This is a genomic window from Escherichia sp. MOD1-EC6021, assembly GCF_002965245.1.
GTDB lineage: Bacteria > Pseudomonadota > Gammaproteobacteria > Enterobacterales > Enterobacteriaceae > Escherichia > Escherichia coli_F.
In genome coordinates this window covers 1-17,071 of sequence record NZ_PTRU01000031.1, presented here as the reverse complement: position 1 = coordinate 17,071, position 17,071 = coordinate 1, and the positions used below count along the sequence as shown (strand labels likewise).

The following is a 17,071-nucleotide window of genomic DNA, read 5'->3' as shown; positions in this document are numbered from 1 at the left end:
GTAGCAGTCACTACCGGGCGCAGGCTTAGATGGATGTACGGCGGTAGTCGCGGTATTCGGCTTGCCAGAAGTTATCATCAATGGCCTGTTGCAGAGCTTCGGCAGACGTTTTCACCGCCACTCCTTGCTGCTGCGCCATTTTGCCAACCGCAAACGCAATTGCGCGGGACACTTTCTGAATATCTTTCAGTTCCGGCAGTACCAGACCTTCGCCGTTCAGTACCAGCGGCGAATACTGAGCAAGCGTTTCGCTTGCCGACATCAGCATCTCATCGGTGATACGTGACGCGCCGGAAGCAATAACGCCCAGCCCAATGCCCGGGAAGATAAAAGCGTTGTTGCATTGCGCGATAGGGTAGATTTTATCTTTCCATACCACCGGATTAAACGGACTGCCGGTGGCGACCAGCGCGTTACCTTCGGTCCAGGCGATAATGTCCTGCGGTGTGGCTTCCACACGTGAAGTCGGGTTAGACAGCGGCATCACGATCGGACGCGGACAGTGTTTGTGCATCTCACGGATGATCTCTTCCGTAAACAGCCCGGTCTGTCCTGAGACGCCAATCAGAATATCCGGTTTGACATTGCGCACCACATCAAGCAATGACAGCACATCGCTGTCAGTATCCCAGTCACTGAGATTTTCACGCTTCTGCACCAGTTTGGTCTGGAAAGGCAGCAGGTTCGGCATCTTGTCGGTCAGCAGACCAAAGCGATCGACCATAAAGACTTTCTGCCGCGCCGCTTCTTCGCTTAATCCTTCACGCTGAGTCTGGGCGATGATCATTTCGGCAATCCCGCACCCCGCCGAGCCTGCGCCGAGGAAGACAATCTTTTTCTCGCTTAACTGACCACCTGCCGCGCGACTTGCTGCGATCAGCGTGCCGACTGTTACCGCCGCGGTGCCCTGAATATCATCGTTAAAAGAACAAATTTCATTGCGATAGCGGTTAAGTAACGGCATCGCATTTTTTTGTGCGAAGTCTTCAAACTGCAACAGCACGTCCGGCCAGCGTTGTTTCACAGCCTGGATAAATTCATCCACGAATTCATAGTATTCGTCGTCAGTGATACGTGGATTACGCCAGCCCATATACAGCGGATCGTTAAGCAACTGCTGGTTGTTCGTCCCGACATCCAGCACCACCGGCAGTGTATACGCCGGGCTTATGCCACCGCAGGCGGTATAGAGCGACAGTTTACCGATCGGAATACCCATCCCACCGATGCCCTGGTCACCAAGCCCCAGAATACGTTCGCCGTCAGTCACCACAATCACTTTAATATTATGGTTCGGTACGTTTTGCAGAATATCGTCCATATTGTGGCGGTTCTGGTATGAGATAAACACGCCGCGGGAACGACGGTAGATCTCAGAAAAACGCTCACAGGCTGCGCCGACGGTTGGGGTGTAAATAACGGGCATCATCTCATCAAGATGATTGTTTACCAGACGGTAGAAGAGGGTTTCGTTAGTGTCCTGGATGTTACGCAGGTAGATGTGCTTGTCGATTTCGGTTTTGAATCCCTGATACTGGATCCATGCGCGTTCCGCTTGTTCTTCGATGGTTTCGACCACTTCCGGCAGTAACCCCAGCAGGTTGAAGTTACGGCGTTCTTCCATGCTGAAGGCGCTGCCTTTATTCAACAACGGAAATTCCAGCAGTACAGGGCCAGCGTAAGGAATATAAAGCGAACGCTGTTTTTTTGTTTTTGGTTCCATGTCACTCACTCTTTTTTGAATATCCATCCCTGGGGTGCTTTTATCGTCTTTGCTTTACCGCCAGGGGGTCGGCTCCAAGTATAAAGCAGTTAAAAACAAAAACACCATTGCGCAGGCAATGGTGTTTAATCGTCATTGAGGACTGATTGTTAAAGATTACTTTTCAGCGGGGCGTTTTCTGCCGGTTGGGTTATTTACCACGCTGGATTTATCACCTTCGGTAACTATTTTGCGCTGGTTAGAAATTTTATGGTCCAGTCCAAGAATATGACGTGCCTGACGGTTCGATTTCATTTTAACTCCTCAATCCTGTTGCTAGTTTTAAGGACAACATCGCCGTAGCGAAGAAACACGTGCTAAACCCCTAAATTAGGTTGCCGATCAAGCATAGCACCTTAAAGCGTAGGGTGCTGGCCACTGACCACATAATTGATCGTTTGTTGGTAGATATCACTGAGGATGTCGTTATCAGAAGCTTCCACCCATTTGGTCAGCTCCATGAGAATGTCATCTTCAGTGACAACACCGTGTTCTGCCCGAAGGCCTTGCTCAATGGCATTAACCAGAGCGGGTTCTGCTGTTGAATTTTCTGCCTGATAATAAGTAAACATAGTGATTCTCCGTGTCTGTTTATTTTTGGTGTCTGCTACGGATCGCAGATTTATAAAGCACATTCAGCATGGCAAATATTTGCCGCTTCGTTGTTAAGATTAGTCCTGGTTGATGATTTTTATATTTTAACCCCATGATATTAATGGGAATATTGTTGGTGTGAGTTGATTGATATTGATGCAATATCTCTTGAGTTATATATTCCCGGTTATCTATTGTGGGAATTTAATTTAAGTGCAGAAGTAATATTTTCGCCGGATTTTATTCGGAATATCCTGCTTATCCTCGTGCTGTTTCTCACGTAGTCTATAATTTCCTTTTTAAGCCCACAGGAGAGCAACAATGACAATCCATAAGAAAGGTCAGGCACACTGGGAAGGCGATATCAAACGCGGGAAGGGAACCGTATCCACCGAGAGCGGCGTGCTGAACCAACAGCCGTATGGATTTAATACGCGTTTTGAAGGCGAAAAAGGAACTAACCCTGAAGAACTAATTGGCGCGGCGCATGCAGCATGTTTCTCAATGGCGCTTTCATTAATGCTGGGGGAAGCAGGATTCACGCCAACATCGATTGATACCACCGCCGATGTCTCGCTGGATAAAGTGGATGCCGGTTTTGCAATTACGAAAATCGCACTGAAGAGTGAAGTTGCGGTGCCGGGTATTGATGCCTCTACTTTTGACGGCATTATCCAGAAAGCAAAAGCAGGATGCCCGGTTTCTCAGGTACTGAAAGCTGAAATTACGCTTGATTACCAGTTGAAATCATAAAGCGTTGCCGGATGACGCGTCAGGCGCGTGATTGCCTGATGCGTTGTTAGCGTCTCTACAGCGCCCGCCAGCACCTGATCTCACGTCCGTCCTCCCTTATTGTTAATGATTGCCGGACTTCACATCCGTGGGTTGCCAGAGGGCAACGTTCACGGAAAAAACAGCCTTGTGGCAACGTGCGGTTTCCTGGTAGATCCGTTTTACGTAATGCCCATTCTTCCTCCAGCGGTTTATCAATGGCGGGGAGGGAATCCAGCAATAATCGGGTGTATGGATGTGCCGGAGCTGTCAGCACCTGTTGCGCGTCTCCTAGTTCCACAATCTGTCCGAGATACATCACCGCCACCCGATCGCTCATATGACGTATCACCGAGACATTGTGTGAAATCAGCACATAAGTCAGCTCGCGATTTTCCTGTAGCGTTACCAGTAAATTGAGGATCTGCGCCTGCACGGAGATATCCAGCGCCGAGGTGGGTTCATCAAGCACAATCAGGTCAGGCTGCGAAGAGAGTGCTCTGGCAATGGCGATACGTTGCCGCTGCCCGCCTGAGAACGCATGAGGCAAGCGGTCGAGATACTCCGGACGAATACCCACCTGCACAGCCAGCTCCTCTGCCAACGCTCGCCGCTGTTGTTCACTACTACGCTTAGCAATCCAGAGCGGTTCCGTGATGATGCGCCACACCGGTAAGCGCGGATTAAGCGAAGAGAGCGGGTCCTGAAACACCATCTGCATAATGCGTTGTGATCCTGAACGGATGTACTGCCCGTGGCTCGGTTGCAGCATACCCATTAAAAGCTGTGCGAGGGTGCTTTTGCCGCAGCCTGACTCACCGACGATCCCTAAGGTTTCACCACGACGGATCTGTAAATCAATACCATTGATGGCATGAACATGTTCCGTAGTTTTACCAAGCCAGTTTTTTCGGGCCGGGAAATTGATATAGACGTCGCGTAACGTTAATAACGTGTCAGACACTAATGACCTCCTGCTGAGGATACCAACAGGCGCAGCGGTGGTTGTTGTCACCACACGCTGTCAGCGCCGGGACGTTTTCACACTGTGTACCTGCCGCATAGCAACGATCGCGAAAAGCGCAGCCGTCAGGCAAATGGGTGAGGTTTGGTACCGTCCCTGGAATGGCGGGTAATGGCTGGCGTGGTATTCCATGTTCCGGTGCGCATTGCAGCAAACCAATGGTATACGGATGCCGGGGATGATGGATAACGTCTGCCGTCATACCGCTCTCGATCACGCTTCCGGCATACATCACGTAAACGCTATCGCACAGTTGCGACACCACGGCCATATCATGGCTGATGAACAGTACCGCAGTTCCACTGGCGCGGGCTTTATGTTTAAGCAGACGCAGTACCTGCAACTGTACCGTGACGTCCAGCGCCGTAGTCGGTTCGTCGGCAATAATCAATTGCGGCTCGCAGGAGAATGCCAGCGCAATCATTACCCGCTGGCGCATACCACCTGAAAGCTCAAACGGATAGCGCGACATAACTTCCACGGCATCCGGGATTTGCATCTCTTCCAGCAGGGCAATCGCTTTAGCTCTGGCTTCCCGACGACTTATTGGTTGATGATGGCGGATCACGTCCATCATCTGAAGACCTATTCGACGTGTCGGATTTAGGGCGGTCATCGGTTCCTGAAAGATCATCGCCACTCGTGCGCCGCGCCACTGACGAAGCTGTTTTTCCCGAGCGTTAAGAGCATCTTCTCCCAGCAGTGAAATATGTCCCCGATGTACGCAATAACTGCCCGTCGGTAACAGACGCATAATCAACATTGCAGTGACTGATTTACCCGAGCCGGATTCTCCCACCAGACCGACAATTTCACCGCGGTTGATTTTCAATGACACATTGTTGAGCGCGTGAACGTCGCCGTTAAAACCGGAGAAACTCAAATGCAGTTGTTGAATGTCCAGAACGGGTTGGGTCATGACTGCTTTCCTCCTGCTTTCGGGTCAAGCAGATCGCGAATACCATCACCAAAGAGATTGAACCCGACGGCGGTAAGCAAAATCGCTGCCCCCGGAAATGCGCAATACCACCATTGATCGAGCACATAGTTGCGACCATTCGCCACCATCGCCCCCCATTCAGCACTCGGTTGTTGAGCACCCAGGCCAATAAATCCCAACGTGGCGGCCATTAAAATCGCGCTACCAATATCCAGCGATGCCTGCACAATCAGCGGCGGCAGGGAGTTACGTAAAATATGCCAGTTGATCAGATGCCAGCGTGACGCACCAAAGGTTTTCGCCGCCTGAACGTAAGTGTACTGGCGGACAACTAATGTTTGCCCCCGCGCCAGGCGCACATAAAACGGGATTCGCACGATAGCAATCGCCAGCATGGCGTTAAACAAACTCGGTCCAAGTGCGGCAGCCAGCGCCATTGTCAGCACCAGCGAAGGAATCGACAGCATAATGTCCATGATGCGCATGATGATCGCGTCTGTGCGTCCGCCAAGCACACCGGATAGACACCCGAGTAGCGAACCCATCATACCCGCAATGGCGACCACCACTAATCCGGCGAGAATTGATTGCTGACTGCCGACCAGTACGCGGCTAAACAGATCGCGTCCCACTTCATCGGTACCAAACCAGTGTGCCGCAGAAGGCGGCAAAAGGCGGGCAGTTAAATCAATGGCGTTGGGATCATGCGTCGCCAGCCACGGTGAAAAAATCATCATCAATAGCATTAATACAATGATGACTGCGCCGGTCACGGTGAGCGGACTGCCTTTCAGCATCCATACCAGTTTTGCACCGTTAAATCGCGTTTGTTTTGGTGGGCGTACGACGGACGTTTCCTCGCTTAGCATCATTCATCACCTCCACGTCCGATACGCGGATCAATCCACAAATAGAGCAAATCCACCACCAGGTTGACCAGCACATAAGCAAATGAAACCACGACGGCAAAGCCCATCACTGCCGGGAAGTCGAGCGCCTGTATTGATGTTACTACCCATGCACCCATTCCGGGCCAGGCAAAAACGGTTTCGGTGAGCACTGCGCCATACAACAAATCGCCCAGCGCCAGCCCCAATACGGTAATCGAGGGGATCAACGCATTGGGTAGCGCATAACATAAAACGATATACCAGCCGGGCAAGCCGCTGGCCCGGGCGGTACGAATGTAGTCTTCACTCAATTGTTCCAGCATAGCTGAGCGGATCTGGCGAGCGACAATCCCCAGGTGAACGAACGCCAGCGTCAATGCCGGTAAGATGAGATGTTGCAGCGCATTGAAGAAGACTTCACCGTTGCCTTCAAGCAGCGCATCGAGCAGATAAAAGCCGGTAACGTGCGTTGGTGGATCCAGCCAGTCATCAAGCCTTCCGCCGCCGGGAAGAATTTGCAGATGACCATAAAACAGCACAATGACGCCCAGCCCAAGCCAGAACGCAGGCGTGGAGATTCCGGTAATGGCCATTATTCGCACCAGATGATCCAGCCAGCGATTTCGCCAGACTGCAGAGAGTATGCCCAGCGGGATACCAACCAGGAGTGCCAGCAGCAGGGCGCAAAATGCCAGTTCCAGCGTCGCCGGGAAAAATATGGGCAACTCTTCCAGCACCGGACGCCCGGTACGAATGGATGTTCCCAGGTCACCCTGAAACAGGTCGCTGACGTAGCGGTAAAACTGTACGTACAGTGGCTGGTCCAGTCCCAGTTGCTGGCGAATATTATCCACGATAGCATCGCTGGCGCGGTCACCCGCCAGTAACCGCGCCGGGTCGCCGGGGATCAGGTGCGAGATAATAAACGTAATCACACAGACGCCCGCCACCACGAGCACCAGCCCCCAGCAGCGTTGGCGTAAAATACTCCAGAAGGTCACGTTATTTACTCATGGTATTGATATTGAAGACCTGTTCCAGCATGGGATTGAACACAAAGCCTTTCACCTCTTTGTTCATCGCCAGTTGGTAGTTTTTCTGGAACAGATACACATAAGCAGCGTCATCAATGACGATTTTCTGTGCCTGCTGGTAGTCCCGGGTACGCTGCGTCTGGTCGGTGGTCGCTAGCGCATTGCGCAGTAGCTTATCGACCTCACTGTTTTCATAGAACGAGCGGTTACCCGGCAGACCTTTTTTGTCGGACTCAAACCAGTAATTCATAAACATATACGGGTCGGCAAAATCCGGACTCCAGTTGCCAATCGCGATGTCGTAATCACCTTTACCCACTCTGTCGCGCATGGTGGCGTTCGCCAGCTTTTCCAGCTTCACATTGATGCCCAGCTTGTTGAGGCTGGATTGTGTTGCCAGAGCAATAGGTTCCCAGTTCGGGTCGTTATCGGAGTAGAGAAACGTCAGGCTGGTGGGTTTGCTCGTCACTTTATCCCATTCGGCTTTGGCTTTCGTTTCGTCATGGTTGTATTGCATTGCCGTCGCATCGTATCCCCACATGCCTTCCGGAATCGGGCCGCGCATTTGTTTTCCGTTACCACTCAGAATGCCGTTAACCATACCCTGATAATCGGTAGACCAGGAAATGGCCCGACGCAGATCCGCCTGATTAAGTGGCGCTTTGCTGTTATTGAGATACAGATAGGTGACGCGCAGTGACGGATACTCTGCCACGTTGACTTTGTTTTCCTGCTTCAGGGCGTTGAGTTGATCCACCGGCAGCGCATCGGCAATGTCAATGTCGCCACGGGAGAGTTGCAGGCGACGGGAGGCACTTTCACCGATAATTTTTACCGATACCCGTTTGAAGTTCGGTTTATTGCCGGGGTAATGCGGATTTGGCACCAGAACTAATTGCTGACCTTTTTGCCAGCTTTTCAGCATAAACGGTCCTGAGCCAGCGGTATTTTGCGCGAGGAAACCACGGGCATCATCGCCGCATGTTCTTTTAAGACCGCCGGATTGATAATGGATGCACCGTCATTCGCCAGCGTGTAGAGGAACGGTGCGAATGGCTGGCTAAGGGTAAACCTCACCGTATGTTCGTCGGGAGTATCAATCTTTAAATCTTTGGGAAATGCTTCTGCTGGCCCCTGACCGATTTTTAGTAACCGCTCAAAAGAGAGTTTTACTGCTTCGGCAGTGACGGGTGTGCCATCGGCAAATTTAGCATTGTCCTTCAGGGTGAACGTCCACTCTTTTTGATCGTCAGACGCTTTCCAGCTACTCGCCAGATCGCCTTCAACGTCTGTTGAGCCTTTATCACCGTCCGTTTTGTACTGAACCAGTCGCTGATAAGACGGGTAGGTCACTGTCCAGTCGTTATTATCAATTGTTACCGCCGGGTCGAGGGTTTGTGGGTCGGCAGCTTTACCGATCACCAGCATATCTTTCGGTACGGCGGCGTGCGCAACCGGCATTGTTGTGGCAAGGACGATCGCGAGCAATGTAGGACGAAACGAAATCGATCTCTTCATGACAGTTTCCTGATTAACTGGCGTGCTGTGTGCCAGGGGATATAAAACAGGTGAATTGATCAGCGAGTAGTGGGTAACTCGCTGCCTGGGGTAATTCGAAGTGCCACCATTCGCTCGGGATACCGACAAAGCCACCGCCAGTCATAATCGCATTCAGCAACAGGCGATTGCGCTGAGCGGCGGGCGGGACGGAAGGATGGTAAGTATGGGAACGTTCGTGCATTTCATCGAACTCTGCGCCCATATCGAGGATGTTCCCGTGCTCATCACGAAGCGTCAGGTCGATCGCGGTGCCACGGCTGTGATTAGAACCGACCGTCACATCAACAACATATTGCGGGTCTGGGCAGGTTTGCCACAACATCGCCTGTGCTTGTTGTGGGCGATACGCATCGTAAATCACCAGTTGTAAGCCTGACAGCTGGGCGATACTCATACTTTTCGCCAGCGCGGTAATCGCATCCTTGTGTAACAGACAACGCGCTTGCTGATAAATAGCTTTACCTGTGATGTTATCAGCGCAGGCATATTTCAATTCGATCTCCAGATCAGGGAAGATCACGGCTAAATCAACCAGTTCGGTGGTATCCGACATAAACGGTTCCTGTATAAGACAAAAATTGCTGCGCTTTCCGCTTATGCAGATCTCATGCCATGCCGGGATAAGCGCCAGAATGCTGGCTTAAAGTTATATTTTTTAACTTTTGATCAACATTTGTGCAGCGTAGTGCAGTTTTGGTGCAAGAGGGGAAGTTAAGGAAGGAATCTCCCGGAATCGTAGCTGAAATCACAGTATTTAAGTGACAGTGTCACGTTAAATGAAAACCCGCGAGTGCGGGCGAGAGGGATTTGTCAGATTTTCAGCGGTAACACGCTGCTCATCCAGCCTGGAATTTCTTCGGCGGGAAGGGGCCGGGAAAAGAAATATCCCTGAATAACGCGACAGTGGATCTTGCGTAGCATCTCAAATTGCTCTTTGGTTTCGACGCCTTCCGCTACGACGGTTAAATTGAGGCTTTGCCCAATGCTGGTAATAGCTTCAAGTAAGGCAAGGATGCGTTTTTCAGTCAGACAACGATCAACAAAACTTTTGTCAATTTTGATTTCCGTTACCGGAAGACTGACTAAGCGGGATAACCCGGAAAAACCCGTGCCAAAATCATCTACCGATAAACCCACGCCCATATCGCGCAGGATCTGGATGCGCTTAAAAATTTCCGTATCGTGTTCCATCATCATGCTTTCGGTGATTTCCACCGTTAGCTGGTGGCCGTCAATGCCCCAGACTTGCATTGCATCAGACACCTGATTAGGCAGCTGATTACTGCGGAAGTGCAGCGCAGACAAGTTAACGGATAACGCTGGAATATGAATATTCTGGCTACGCCATTCTGCTAACTGACGGCAAGCTTCCGCGATGACCCAGCGCCCAATATTTTCGATTTCGCCAATCTCTTCTGCGAGAGGAATAAACCGTGAAGGGGGCACATGACCATGCAGGGGATCGTGCCAGCGAGCAAGGGCTTCGATGCCGTACAGTTCACCCGTTTCTGCGAAGATTTGTGGCTGGTAAACCAGTTTCAGTTGGTTATTGCTAATCGCTTCTTTGAGCGCCGCGCCTAAAACCAAACGCTCTTTTACCATTTCGTTCATCGCCGGGCTGAAGAACTGCCAGCCATTACCGCCATTTTTGCGAATAAAATCCATTGCATTGTGAGCAGTGGAGAGCAGGTAATCGCGGTTTTTACCCACGTCGTAGCTGATGCCAATGCTCAAGGTGAGCGGGAATGGTTTATCGTCAATCATTATCGGCTTGCTGACCACATTCCGTAGCTCATCGGCGATTTGGGTAATGTTACTGACGTCGTTTTCCAGGCTCACGAGGACAAACTGCGTACCTTCGATACGACAGAGATACTGATCCGGTTTGAGTTTTTCACGAAAGCGATTGACCACTTCCAGCAATGCCTGATCGGCCCACGCATAGCCAAGGCTATCAATCACATCCTGAATATGGTCAACACCGATGAGATAGACCACCGGAGAGACGGCTTTGTCGACCAGGTCATCGAGGTAATTGTGCAGGTTATTGCGATTTGGCAGACCGGTCATCGGATCAAATTGGATTAGTTGTTCAATATGCTGACGGCTTTTTTCCTGTTCCAGCGCCAGCGCGGCCATATGCTGGCTGATATCTGCCACGCGTTCGATAAAGGCGCTGGTTTCTGCTCCTGACGAGGTTTTAATTTGCAGGATCCCCGCAGGCGCACCATCACGCTGACGAATGGTCGCTGACCAGCTTTGCGCATTTTGAACTTCTGCACCGTGTGAAGATGACGCCCAGTGTATCGGCATCCCGTTGCGCAGCGCGAACAGCGAAACATGCGATTCGTTGAGAACAGATTCGATGTTACGACAAATGATTTCCCCCATTTCATGAAATGGCGGGCTGCTGCACATGGCGGCGAGAATATTGCCTTCAAGCTGGCGGATTTGCCGTTCTTCGGTGATATCCGAGAAAGTCATTACCAGGTTCTGCAGATGCGCGAGCACATCATAAACCGGGCTGATAGAGGCTTTAATCCAGATTTTTTCACCGGTGCGCGTCAACAGCAGAAATTCATCCTGATCGCGGGCGGTTTTCCATAGCAACTGTTGTAAACGAATGCGGTTATCGGCAGGGAATTCAGGAATGTTCAGGAGTGTATCGGGCTGCATACCGCTGGCTTCGCTAATGCAGTAACCAAACATTTCGGTAAATGCGCGATTGCACTGCACAATATGGCGTTCCGGATCGAGGACAATCACCGGTCGGTCGAGATGGTCAACAGCAATAATCAATTGTCGGGTCTGTTCTTTTTGCGCCATTTCTACGCTGGCATCCCGTACCAGCGCCAGGTAATAAATTTTACCCTCGGCGCTCACTTTCGATAGCGCAAAACGGGTCCAGATTTTACTGCCGTCTTTTTTCTCCAGCTGCAGCTCCCGACTCATCCCCTCGACGCGCGCTTTACCGCCTTCACGGTTGTGACGGATATATTCAGGATGCGCAGGACGCAAATCCCGCGGAATCAGCATATCAATGTTATTGCCAATGACTTCTTCACGTTTGTATCCCCAGAGCTTCTCTGCGGCGGGGTTGAAAAACATCACTTCATCATTTTCGTTAATTAACACCGCGCCCATCATATTTTGCTCAAGGGCGGGGAAAAAAATGCCATCGGCGGCATTATCCGCATCGGTTAGCTTCATGATTACCTCTGCATCCTGGCGCATCTAAAGACTGGCTTTCCAGAGTTCAACACGGTTTCTACCTCGTCTTTTGGCGATATACAGAGCTTCATCGGCTATTTGAATGAGGCGCTCATAGTCAGGATGACCATTAAACATGGCGGCACCGATGGAAAGTGAGAGGGCAATATCTTCGCCGTTTGCGGCTTTCAGTTTGGTTTTCTCCACCCGACTGCGAATACGTTCTGCGGTACGTAACGTTTCGTTTTCAGAAGCTTCAGTCAGGACAATGATAAATTCATCTCCCCCGTAACGAAAAACATAATCACTACTGCGGACGTTGTCGTAAAAGGCCTGAGAAACTTTACGCAAAATTTCATCACCGGTGTTATGGCCCCACGTATCGTTGATCTCTTTGAATTTATCAACGTCAATAATCAGCACTGACAGGGGGGTTCCGGTCCGGTTGGCATGGGCAATTTCGCGTTTAAAGATGGTCGGCAGGAAGCGGCGGTTAAGTAATTTTGTCAGTACATCCATACCCACTTCGTGGCGAGATACTTCTTCAAATAATTCACGCAGCAAGGTAATAATTTGCGATACGGTATTTCTTATCTGTAATAAAAATCTCACCCGTAGAGTTTTGTTGCTCAAATTTTTTGCATTACGTATGGTTTGATTAAAAATACCGTCGAAATCCTGAATCAGGCGGGAGATATGACCCACTTCGGCAATGCCGCTAAAATAATGTCGACCTTTATGGTTAAACCACAGGCCAAAATCAGCCTGGCTTAAAGGCAAACTACTGCCTAAATCAGAATCCAGCAAGACTTTATAGATAATATCTATTTCCCATGAAAGTATTGAGGCTATTTGCCGTTCTTTTTCTTCTTCGGCGTTTTCCAGTAACGAGAAGATACGATAGTTTTCATCTTCCTTTGAGGCACTACTGTCACTAAAGGTAAACGCGCGGGTCATCACTTCCATCGCGATATCAATACTGTTAATAGAGAAATGGTAGACCTGAAGTTTTTCTGCGGCGGAATAATCCGAAGAGAAGATGACCGGATAGAGGATTTTTTTCAGCACCCGAAACCCCATCTCGACAATTTCTACTGGAATGCCGATGCGGGCATGCACTTCTGCGACGGTATGCTGGATTTGTATTAGCCTTTCAACATCGTCAACCTGGGCAGAAAGCACATTAATAATCCAGCGTTCCATCGCACTTTTCAGCTGCCGCTCAACTTGTTCATTACTCAAGAATTCTTCGGCATGCGGGTCGATACGGACAATTCGGTAAAACTCAATGCTCAGGTAATGGGCATGCGCAACGGCAATTTCCGCGGCTTTGGCACGAATGAGCGGATCTGCCTGTTCGACAAGCCCGGTCCACTCATCTTTCATTCTTTTAAAATACATCTCCATAATTCACACCCTTATAAGGCTGGGAAAGCAGACGGAATCAAAAACGAAACGCAACGTGCGAGATCGACTAACTGCACATATTCTCCTGAAATATGAAGATATACTGAAAAGAAATAAGCGACTTAGGACAGTTTCAATCTACGCTACTGTTCTTCAGAAGAGTATAGCCCATCGTAATTATTTTTCGGAAACAGCGAATACCGTAGGGTTTTCATATTCATACATTTTTATTAGGGGTTTTATGGCTATTAAACTAAGAGTGGTTAATTGCGTGGTTAATTTGGCTTAAATAAGCATGATTATTAGTGGGATATTTCAAGAGGATAACAAGCCGGTGAGTAAAGCACCGGCCATGTTACAAGTTTAACTGCCCCAACGACTTTGCAAATAGCTGACCGCTTGTTGAGTCTGAGGTTTGTTCAGATAGTCCTCACGGAACAAGATTGTGCCGCTGATTTCTGGTACAGCATCGTTAAGATCGAGCTGCTTTTTCAGTTCCGGTACGCCACCGTTAATCATCCAGTCTGGCTCTATCTTTGAAGGTTCACCCACTTTATAGAAGGCGATACCGATATACAGGCGGGTCCTGGTCGGTTTAACGACATCCGCCCACCATTTTGCCAAAACGTCATAACGTGCGGCACTCCGTGAGAACGGCCAGTAAATTTGGGGAGCAATGTAATCCAGCAATCCTTGTTCCACCCATCGGCGCGTGTCAGCGTAGGATTCGTCATAGGCTGCCGCGCCTCGGGTATCGGAACCGAGCGGATCGTGTGATCGGTTACGCCACACGCCTGCCGGGCTAACGCCAAATTCGACTTCCGGCTTAATGCTTTTAATGGTGTGCGATACCTTCGCAATTAACTGCTGAGTATTGTTGCGCCGCCAGTCTGCTTTTGACGCAAATGCGCCTCCGTATTTGCGGTACGTTTCGTTATCATTTAGCCGTGAAGCTGGTGACTCAGTATAGAAATAGTCGTCAAACTGCACGCCATCTACCGGATAGCGGGAAACCACTTCCGCGACTATTGATGTGATCCAGTCCTGAACCTCAGGAATACCAGGGTCGAGGACAAAGCGATCGCCGGACGTTCTAATCCAGTCGCGGTGTTGCACATAGACGCTGGCCGGTTGTTGAGACAGGGTGCTATTCAGTTCCCTGATAGTACCAGGCTTTGTATTAACCGATACGCGGTAAGGGTTAAACCAGGCGTGTACTTTCATCCCACGCTTGTGGGCTTCGTCGAGCATAAATTGCAACGGATCGTAACCCGGGTTTTCGCCAATCTTACCGGTCATAAGATCGGACCACGGCAAAATTTTCGATGGCCATAGTGCGGTACCGTCCGGCTTGACCTGGAAAAAGACCGTGTTTATGCCGAGACGTTGCAGATGATCCAGTTTGTCGATCATCGCCTGTTGTTGTACACGTGCCCGGCTGGTGGGGTTACTAATATTAACCGAGGAAACCGGTGGCCAGTCGAGGCGAGACACTGTGGCCAGCCAGATGCCACGCATCGGTTGTGACGATTGTTGCGTCGTAGCTGGTGGCTTCAAACCTGTTGGTGGTGTCACCATTGACTCTGGAGGCGTGCTTTTACAACTACTCAGTAAAAGTGCCAGTGCAACCAGTGCCGCTGGTCTTCTAATCGCTAATTTCACGTTTCGGGAGCAGATATCCATATATGCTGGTTTCCGGTAAACAGATGTGCGCTCATTCTCGTACTTATCCCGGTTAAGTCAATACGACAACAGGCATGAAAAAGGGAGCGATGAATTATCGCTCCCTTGTATTATTACCATTCAGACATGGTTAGTGTTTCTTATCATTCATCACAATATAGTGCGGTGAACGTGCACGCGGGTGCAGGAAGAAGTGACCTTTCGGTGCGTTCTGGCTGTTGATTGGTTCCAGAGATACGCCGGTATTCGCTTTGCCTTTACGATCATGAACAGCATAGAGAATAAAGGGCAGGGCAAGTACCACCAGGAAACTAACGACCAGTAATTCGACATACATATCGGTAGAGTCCCCCTGGATATTATCCGGCGGCAGGAAGGAAACAATAAACGCCATAATTGAAGTCAGCAGACCGACAATTGCCACGACCAGTTTCACCCCTTTACCACCAGGGATATTAAATGTGCGTTTTAAGTCAGGATGTTTAAGAACCAACACAATGTAGCCAATAAACAGCATGAAATAAGCACACAGATAAATCACCACCGTCAGCGCCAGGGCGATCAGGAAGGACATATTGTTACCGCCACCAGTATTGGTGAGGATGATCAACGCGATAGTAGTAATCACCAGCTGCGAAATAACCAGCGTTACCGGTACGCCATTTTTGTTCATTTTAGCGAACGCCGCTGGCAGCAGGTTTTTCTGCGCGGTGACATACATCCCGCGAGAAGGGCCAACAATCCAGGAAGCGATCTCCGCCAGAACACCCAGCAACAGCAAAGCGGAAATTACGCGAACCGTCCACTCAATTTCCGGTGCCACATGTGACATCAGAACGGTAAAGGTTTGCATTACCCCTGCGGAGAGGTTGATTTCATTACCCGGAATAACCATCGCAATAGACAAGCCGCCAACAGAGCTTAAGCAGATTGCCGCCACCATCAGCAGTAACATCGCCAGCGGATAATCGCGACCGGGGTTGCGCATTTCATTGACGTGGGTTGCGGAAGCTTCTACCCCCATATAACTCAAAATGAAGGCAACAAACACAACCAGGGTGCCGACTTTAGAGAAATCAGGGAAGAAGGTTTTCGCATCCATTTCGATAGCAACGGGAGCACCGGAGTGCAGATAAATAGCCGCTAATGCGATCAAAATAAATGCAGGTAACAGGATACCGGCGAAGAAGCCAACTTTAGCAATTCGCGCCGTGTATTTCGTGCCACCAAACTGTGTTAATGCCAGCGCCCAAAGAATGATGAGTGCTGCAATAGTTTTGGTAATGGGGTCTTCATTCAACGCTGGCCATTTCAAAATGTAGGAGAGTGCCCCTAACACGAAATAGAGCATTGGAATAAAACCGATGGCGATTTGCAGATAGCCAAATGAGATCGCTGCAAACCCCCATCTCGGCCCCAGAGTATTTGATACCCAGGCGAAGACGCCACCTTCTTCCCAGCCGTCGACGGTAGCCATTTCCGCAGCACAAAGTCCCACGGGAATAAACCATAAAATCCCGCCTAATAGCAGGAAGAAGACTAATGAAAAGCCCGATGTTGCGAAAGTAGGGTATTCATAAACAGCCATTACCATCGATGCCGTTATGGCAAAAAATCCGAGTAATGTGAGCTGCTTAGCTTTACCTGTCTGTACTGATGTAGCCATATTATCCCCCTAAAACGGTATTCCTGTCGGAACCGCACCTGTTTTGTTCTGAAGCGTATTCAGAACAATATTTTCCGTTGCTAATGCCAGTGAACAGACTTTGGAAATTGTCCCGAAACGGGTTCGTTTCGGGACACCGTTACCGTTAAACGTTATCAGGTGTGTTTAAAGCTGTTCTGCTGGGCAATACCCTGCAGTTTCGGGTGGTCGCTGAGATATTTCAGGGAGGCTTTGTAGTCTTCCAGCAACAGTTCAGCAAAGTCCATTTCGAAGCCGCGACGACACATAATGCGCATCACCACGATGTCAGTGGCTTCACCGCCGAGAGTGAAAGCCGGAACCTGCCAGCCGCGCAGACGCAGACGTTCAGAGAGGTCATACAGGGTGTATCCCGGATCTTCACCATCTTTCAGTTTGAAGCAAACCGCCGGGATGCCTTCGTCCGGGCGACCCGTACAGATGAACTCATACGGCCCCAGTTTGGCGATTTCATCCGCCAGATAAGCGGCAACCTGGTAGGAAGCGTTCTG

The 17,071-nt window shown here is 50.0% G+C and carries 13 protein-coding genes and 2 pseudogenes; 1 reads left to right on the top strand and 14 read right to left on the bottom strand.

Going from position 1 to position 17,071, the window contains the following annotated elements; all coding sequences use genetic code 11:
• Window positions 1-25 precede the first annotated feature (25 nt).
• The 3 genes from maeA to bdm all read right to left on the bottom strand — a co-directional run bounded on the left by maeA (window position 26) and on the right by bdm (window position 2,334).
• Window positions 26-1,723, bottom strand: a complete 1,698-nt coding sequence (gene maeA, locus BEB54_RS23280) for a malate dehydrogenase (protein ID WP_000433464.1) — start codon at window positions 1,721-1,723, stop codon at window positions 26-28.
• A gap of 156 nt (window positions 1,724-1,879) precedes the next feature.
• Window positions 1,880-2,017, bottom strand: a complete 138-nt coding sequence (gene sra / locus BEB54_RS23275) for a stationary-phase-induced ribosome-associated protein (RefSeq protein WP_000841554.1) — start codon at window positions 2,015-2,017, stop codon at window positions 1,880-1,882.
• Between the two features lie 101 nt (window positions 2,018-2,118).
• Entirely contained in the window at window positions 2,119-2,334 is a 216-nt protein-coding gene (gene bdm / locus BEB54_RS23270) for a biofilm-dependent modulation protein (RefSeq protein ID WP_000495766.1), read from the bottom strand.
• A 343-nt stretch (window positions 2,335-2,677) separates the two neighbouring features.
• Between bdm and osmC the strand changes: the two genes are divergently transcribed.
• A complete protein-coding gene (osmC, locus tag BEB54_RS23265) occupies window positions 2,678-3,109 on the top strand; it encodes a peroxiredoxin OsmC (RefSeq protein ID WP_000152305.1) in 432 nt (143 codons plus the stop codon).
• Between the two features lie 55 nt (window positions 3,110-3,164).
• Here osmC and BEB54_RS23260 read toward each other — a convergent pair whose 3' ends face one another.
• The 11 genes and pseudogenes from BEB54_RS23260 to BEB54_RS23210 form a co-directional block, all read right to left on the bottom strand.
• A complete protein-coding gene (locus BEB54_RS23260) occupies window positions 3,165-4,091 on the bottom strand; it encodes an oligopeptide/dipeptide ABC transporter ATP-binding protein (RefSeq protein WP_105277753.1) in 927 nt (308 codons plus the stop codon).
• Entirely contained in the window at window positions 4,084-5,070 is a 987-nt protein-coding gene (locus BEB54_RS23255) for an ABC transporter ATP-binding protein (protein ID WP_032184224.1), read from the bottom strand. The genes BEB54_RS23260 and BEB54_RS23255 overlap by 8 nt, the downstream gene beginning before the upstream one ends.
• Window positions 5,067-5,963, bottom strand: a complete 897-nt coding sequence (ddpC, locus tag BEB54_RS23250) for a D,D-dipeptide ABC transporter permease (protein ID WP_105277752.1) — start codon at window positions 5,961-5,963, stop codon at window positions 5,067-5,069. Before ddpC ends, BEB54_RS23255 begins: the two co-directional genes overlap by 4 nt.
• Window positions 5,960-6,982 carry an ABC transporter permease gene (locus BEB54_RS23245; protein WP_105277751.1) on the bottom strand — a complete coding sequence of 341 codons (1,023 nt, stop codon included), beginning with the start codon at window positions 6,980-6,982 and terminating at the stop codon, window positions 5,960-5,962. The genes ddpC and BEB54_RS23245 overlap by 4 nt, the downstream gene beginning before the upstream one ends.
• A 1-nt stretch (window position 6,983) precedes the next feature.
• A pseudogene (locus BEB54_RS23240) lies at window positions 6,984-8,533 on the bottom strand (ABC transporter substrate-binding protein).
• Window positions 8,534-8,546: 13 nt separating this feature from the next.
• The gene (ddpX, locus tag BEB54_RS23235) at window positions 8,547-9,128 is read right to left on the bottom strand and encodes a D-alanyl-D-alanine dipeptidase (protein WP_105277750.1); all 582 of its coding nucleotides are present in this window, start codon (window positions 9,126-9,128) and stop codon (window positions 8,547-8,549) included.
• Between the two features lie 257 nt (window positions 9,129-9,385).
• Window positions 9,386-11,785: an oxygen-sensing cyclic-di-GMP phosphodiesterase DosP gene (gene dosP / locus BEB54_RS23230; RefSeq protein ID WP_088542343.1), complete on the bottom strand. Its 2,400-nt coding sequence runs from the start codon at window positions 11,783-11,785 to the stop codon at window positions 9,386-9,388.
• A 24-nt stretch (window positions 11,786-11,809) separates the two neighbouring features.
• On the bottom strand, window positions 11,810-13,192 hold the full coding sequence (gene dosC, locus BEB54_RS23225) for a diguanylate cyclase DosC (RefSeq protein WP_105272217.1): 1,383 nt from the start codon (window positions 13,190-13,192) through the stop codon (window positions 11,810-11,812).
• Between the two features lie 363 nt (window positions 13,193-13,555).
• Window positions 13,556-14,875 (bottom strand): family 10 glycosylhydrolase, encoded by a 1,320-nt coding sequence (locus BEB54_RS23220; protein ID WP_105277748.1) that lies wholly within the window; start codon window positions 14,873-14,875, stop codon window positions 13,556-13,558.
• Window positions 14,876-15,005: 130 nt separating this feature from the next.
• Complete coding sequence (gadC, locus tag BEB54_RS23215; protein WP_000246007.1) at window positions 15,006-16,541, bottom strand: acid resistance gamma-aminobutyrate antiporter GadC; 1,536 nt, start codon at window positions 16,539-16,541, stop codon at window positions 15,006-15,008.
• A 155-nt stretch (window positions 16,542-16,696) separates the two neighbouring features.
• Window positions 16,697-17,071, bottom strand: a pseudogene (locus BEB54_RS23210) (glutamate decarboxylase); the annotation flags it as partial.

Bases quoted from the DNA above. Each gene is read 5' to 3' on its own strand.
- maeA (WP_000433464.1), bottom strand. From the start codon at position 1,723: ATGGAACCAAAAACAAAAAAACAGCGTTCGCTTTATATTCCTTACGCT.
- sra (WP_000841554.1), bottom strand. From the start codon at position 2,017: ATGAAATCGAACCGTCAGGCACGTCATATTCTTGGACTGGACCATAAA.
- bdm (WP_000495766.1), bottom strand. From the start codon at position 2,334: ATGTTTACTTATTATCAGGCAGAAAATTCAACAGCAGAACCCGCTCTG.
- osmC (WP_000152305.1), top strand. From the start codon at position 2,678: ATGACAATCCATAAGAAAGGTCAGGCACACTGGGAAGGCGATATCAAA.
- BEB54_RS23255 (WP_032184224.1), bottom strand. From the start codon at position 5,070: ATGACCCAACCCGTTCTGGACATTCAACAACTGCATTTGAGTTTCTCC.
- ddpC (WP_105277752.1), bottom strand. From the start codon at position 5,963: ATGATGCTAAGCGAGGAAACGTCCGTCGTACGCCCACCAAAACAAACG.
- ddpX (WP_105277750.1), bottom strand. From the start codon at position 9,128: ATGTCGGATACCACCGAACTGGTTGATTTAGCCGTGATCTTCCCTGAT.
- dosP (WP_088542343.1), bottom strand. From the start codon at position 11,785: ATGAAGCTAACCGATGCGGATAATGCCGCCGATGGCATTTTTTTCCCC.
- dosC (WP_105272217.1), bottom strand. From the start codon at position 13,192: ATGGAGATGTATTTTAAAAGAATGAAAGATGAGTGGACCGGGCTTGTC.
- BEB54_RS23220 (WP_105277748.1), bottom strand. From the start codon at position 14,875: ATGGATATCTGCTCCCGAAACGTGAAATTAGCGATTAGAAGACCAGCG.
- gadC (WP_000246007.1), bottom strand. From the start codon at position 16,541: ATGGCTACATCAGTACAGACAGGTAAAGCTAAGCAGCTCACATTACTC.